We start from the raw sequence: 3935 nt of genomic DNA on the forward strand, positions 1-3935 counted from the left end.
CAAGCTGATGAGGAAAATGCTAGTAAAGAGGAGTTGAAACCAGTTAAGTCCGAAACGTTTTGATAGGGGCTTACGAAATCCCCAGATACTAGTAAAATACGAGAATGGATATGGAAGCATAGGCATCTTTCTAAAAGTGTTTTCTATATGAGTATTATTATATAGAGAAATGTGCTTTATTTCAAGTCTAGGAGACAAATTGCTTGCTACAAGGATATTTTTATAGTCACAAGCTCCAAAATGAAAAAGGGTGGCGGGGATAAATTATCCCTTGTCGCCACCACTTGTAAGTCCTGAAACAAAGTTCTTTTGTAGGAAGAAGAAGAGAATACAGATTGGAAGGGCAATGAGGATAGCACCTGCTGAGAAGTAGGCAATCTTCAAGTTTTTCACATTGTTAACGAAGGTTTGGAGACCTACGGCAACAGTAAAGTATTCTTTCTCACGAAGTAAGAAACTAGAGAGGATGTAGTCCCCGAAAGGTCCCATGAAGGCCCAGAGAGCTTGTACGGCAACCATTGGGCGAACCAGTGGAAGAACAATTTGCCAGAAGCGGCGGAAGTGTCCTGCACCGTCTAGTTTTGCAGATTCGTCTAGAGACATTGGCACTGTATCGAAGTAGCCTTTCATGAGCCAAGCATTCATCGGGATACCTCCACCAACATAAAGGAAGATGAGGAACCAGCTGTGGTTAAGGGCGTTCAACATAAGCGCCATAACGAAGAAGGCTGTCAAAGCGGCCATGGTTGGCACCATTTGGATAATCAAGAAGAAGACCAAACTTTGTTTACGAGCCAAGAAGTTGTAACGGCTGTAGGCATAACCAGCAAGTACGATGATACTTGTTTGAACTGCCATGGTAACCAAGGCGATGATCAAGGTATTGAGATACCATGTACCGTATAGGGTTTCAGTAAAGAGTCCTTTAAAGTTATCAAAATTGAAGTTGATGTTAGTATCGAGTTTAAAGGCTGCGACGTTACCTGCTTTAAAGGCTGACATGATGGTAATCAATAGTGGATAGATGATGACAATTGATAGGCCGATCAAGTAGAGATAAGTAAGGGTTTGAGTCAGTCTACGTTTGAGTTTAATTGAGTTATTCATCTTAGACGTCCTCCATATCAAATGCGTGTAGTTTCTTGAATGCGATCATAGAGATTGAGATGACAATGATAGAGATAATCAAGGTAACAGCTGCCGCCATTGAGTATTGAGGAGATGTACCTGTTGTCAAACGGTAGATCCATGAGATCAAGATATCGGTTGAACCAGCTCCACCACCGACACTACCAGGTCCTCCAGCGTTGAAGAGGTACATGATAGAGAAGTTGTTAAAGTTGAAGGTGTATTGACTGATCAAAGTTGGTGCCGCAACAGCCAAGATCATTGGGAAAGTGATGTTACGGAATTTTTGCCAAGCATTGGCACCGTCAATATAAGCTGCTTCGTAAAGGTCATTAGGAATAGATTGTAAGATACCCAAAGTCAAAACGTAGATGTATGGGAATCCAAGCCAACCTTGCATCATAATCAAGGCAACCTTAGTCCAAGTTGGGTCTGTTTTCCAAGGAATAAGAGCACCATCAAGGAAAGGAAGGAATTTAGCCAAGATTGGCAATACTTGAGTGTTGATAGCTCCGACACTATCGTTAAACATGTTTGAGAATGTCAAGATAGTGATGAAAGCTGGAACAGCCCAAGGAAGAAGGAAAATAACACCAAAGATACGTTTTCCTTTGATAAATGGTTGGTTAGCAATGATAGCGGTGAAAATACCGATGACGATCTGTAAAGTAGAAGCTGCCAAAGCCCAGATGATGGTCCAAGAAAGAACGGCACCAAAGGCAGAACGGAAGGTACTCAAGCTCCAGATGTTTGTGAAGTTAGTTAGACCAACCCAGTCCAACAATTTGTTTGGTGGCAAGTGTTGGAAGTCATAGTTTGTGAAGGCGATCATCAAGGTTACGATAACTGGGAAGATAATCGCGAAGGTCATGGCAACATAAGATGGAATGATCAAGAGGTAAGGGAAGCCATTTTCATAAATCCCTTTGATCATGTCTTTGAAGGTACGTGGAACGGGAATTCCATTGTTAATACGTTTTGCAATTGTATGTGCATCTTTGATATTTGCGAAATAAAAGAGTACATAAACGACTACAAAGATTAAATGGAAGGCACCACGAATCAGCATAAAGAGGGAATTATCACGACCTGGCTTGTCACCAAGAGTGATGAGATTGCTCAATTCAGGGGCTGCAAGTGTTAGGAAGTAAAGGACGAATACAAGGGTTACACCAAGGAAGATAAAACCTTTTGCTTTTTGTTTATTGTAAATCTGTCCTAACCCAGGAATGATAGACAGCAGGGCTGCTTTACTAGGTTGTTGCTTTTCCATAATAACTCCTTTCATAGAATACTGGTTTTTAGATAAAACCTAAACTATTTATGTTTCTATTGATAAATTCAAAGGGGGATTTGAATTCCACCCCCCTTGAACAAATTTTTTTATTCACCAAATTTTTGTTTGATTGTTTCTTTGATCAATGTTACAGCATCGTTAGCAGCTGTTTTCGCATCTTTCTTACCACTTACAGCATCGAAGAGCATATTTTTCGCTGGATCCCAAACTGCAGACATTTGAGAGATGTTTGGCATTGGTTGAGCGTTCTTGAACTGTTTGATAACAGCTGTTGTCAACTCATCGTTTTTACCTTCAGCGTATGAACGAGCCTCAGTGTTAGCTGGGATTTCGTTAGTTTTATCGTATAATACTTTTTGTTGTTCAGTTGAAACAAGGAAGTCTACAAATTTTTGAGAAGCTTCAAGGTTCTTAGTGGCTTGAGGGATGACCCAAGCTTTACCACCACCGAAGGCAGCATATTCTTTTCCATTTGGAAGAGTAGGGATAGTCGCAACACCGTAGTTTACTTTAGCATCTTTAAAGGCTTGAGCTTTCCAAGGTCCGTCGATGATAGCAGCTGTTTTACCTTCTTGGAAATGAGTTTGAATTAAGTTTCCAGAACCTTCTGTATCTTGCATACCTTTAGGCCATTTTTCATACCAAGATTTAGCGTAGTTGATACCTGTAATTGAACCTTCGTTTGCAAGACCGATATCTTTAGGATTTTTACCGTTATCGCCAAATACATAAGCTCCGTTACCAGCAAGAAGTCCGTATGCATAGTAGAAGTTTGTCCAGTCAGCTAGGAAGGCAGTAGTTTTGCCGTCTTCACCAGCGAAGGCATATTTGCTATCTTTAGCAAGGTTTTCTAAGTCAGCAAAAGTTTTTGGAGCTTCTTTTATCAAGTCTTTGTTGTAGTACATAACTAGTGACTCGATAACGGCTGGAGCACCGTAAACTTTACCGTCAGCAGCTGTTACAAGAGATTTAGTTTTATCATCTGTTTTAGCGCCGTCGCTCAATTTAACTTCTGAAAGTTGTCCGTCAGTACCAAGGCTACCTACGCGGTCGTATGGTGCCATCATAACGTCAGCAGCTTGACCTGATTGGTTATCAAGTGAAAGTTTGTCAAGTCCACCAAGTTGGTCACCAGATTTGATGTTAACTTTTGTACCTGATTCTTTTTCATAAGCTTTAGCAACTTCTTCAATATAGCTCTTATATCCCTCGTCTACATATACAGTGAGTTCTTTCGCTTCAGATGAACCAGCATCAGCAGCTTTTTCAGCAGGTTTGCTTCCGCAAGCTACCAAAAGCAAGCTAGCGAGTGTAACAGTTCCAAGCACAGCAGCGCTCTTCATGAATTTAGATGACATAGTGTATTCCTCCTAAAGAATAACAAATTTTATAATGAGGAAACGCAAACGTTTTCCTTTATGGGACTAGTATAGCACAATCAGAAAGCGGTTGCAAGTGTTTTTTGTAAAAATTTTAAAAAAATTTCACGAAAAGGGTAAGCGTTTTATTT

3 protein-coding genes and 1 pseudogene are annotated in these 3935 nt (G+C 40.5%); all 4 read right to left on the bottom strand.

Translation table 11 applies throughout. The annotated features are described in order from the left end of the window. A pseudogene (locus QZ565_RS08485) lies at positions 1–120 on the bottom strand (DUF1189 domain-containing protein); the annotation flags it as partial. Between the two features lie 144 nt (positions 121–264). Continuing rightward, positions 265–1107: a sugar ABC transporter permease gene (locus tag QZ565_RS08490; RefSeq protein ID WP_045606601.1), complete on the bottom strand. Its 843-nt coding sequence runs from the start codon at positions 1105–1107 to the stop codon at positions 265–267. A gap of 1 nt (position 1108) precedes the next feature. After that, complete coding sequence (locus QZ565_RS08495; protein ID WP_295528202.1) at positions 1109–2401, bottom strand: sugar ABC transporter permease; 1293 nt, start codon at positions 2399–2401, stop codon at positions 1109–1111. A 110-nt stretch (positions 2402–2511) separates the two neighbouring features. Further along, positions 2512–3783 (bottom strand): extracellular solute-binding protein, encoded by a 1272-nt coding sequence (locus QZ565_RS08500; RefSeq protein WP_295528205.1) that lies wholly within the window; start codon positions 3781–3783, stop codon positions 2512–2514. Positions 3784–3935: the final 152 nt, after the last annotated feature.

Source organism: uncultured Streptococcus sp. (assembly GCF_915066115.1).
GTDB lineage: Bacteria > Bacillota > Bacilli > Lactobacillales > Streptococcaceae > Streptococcus.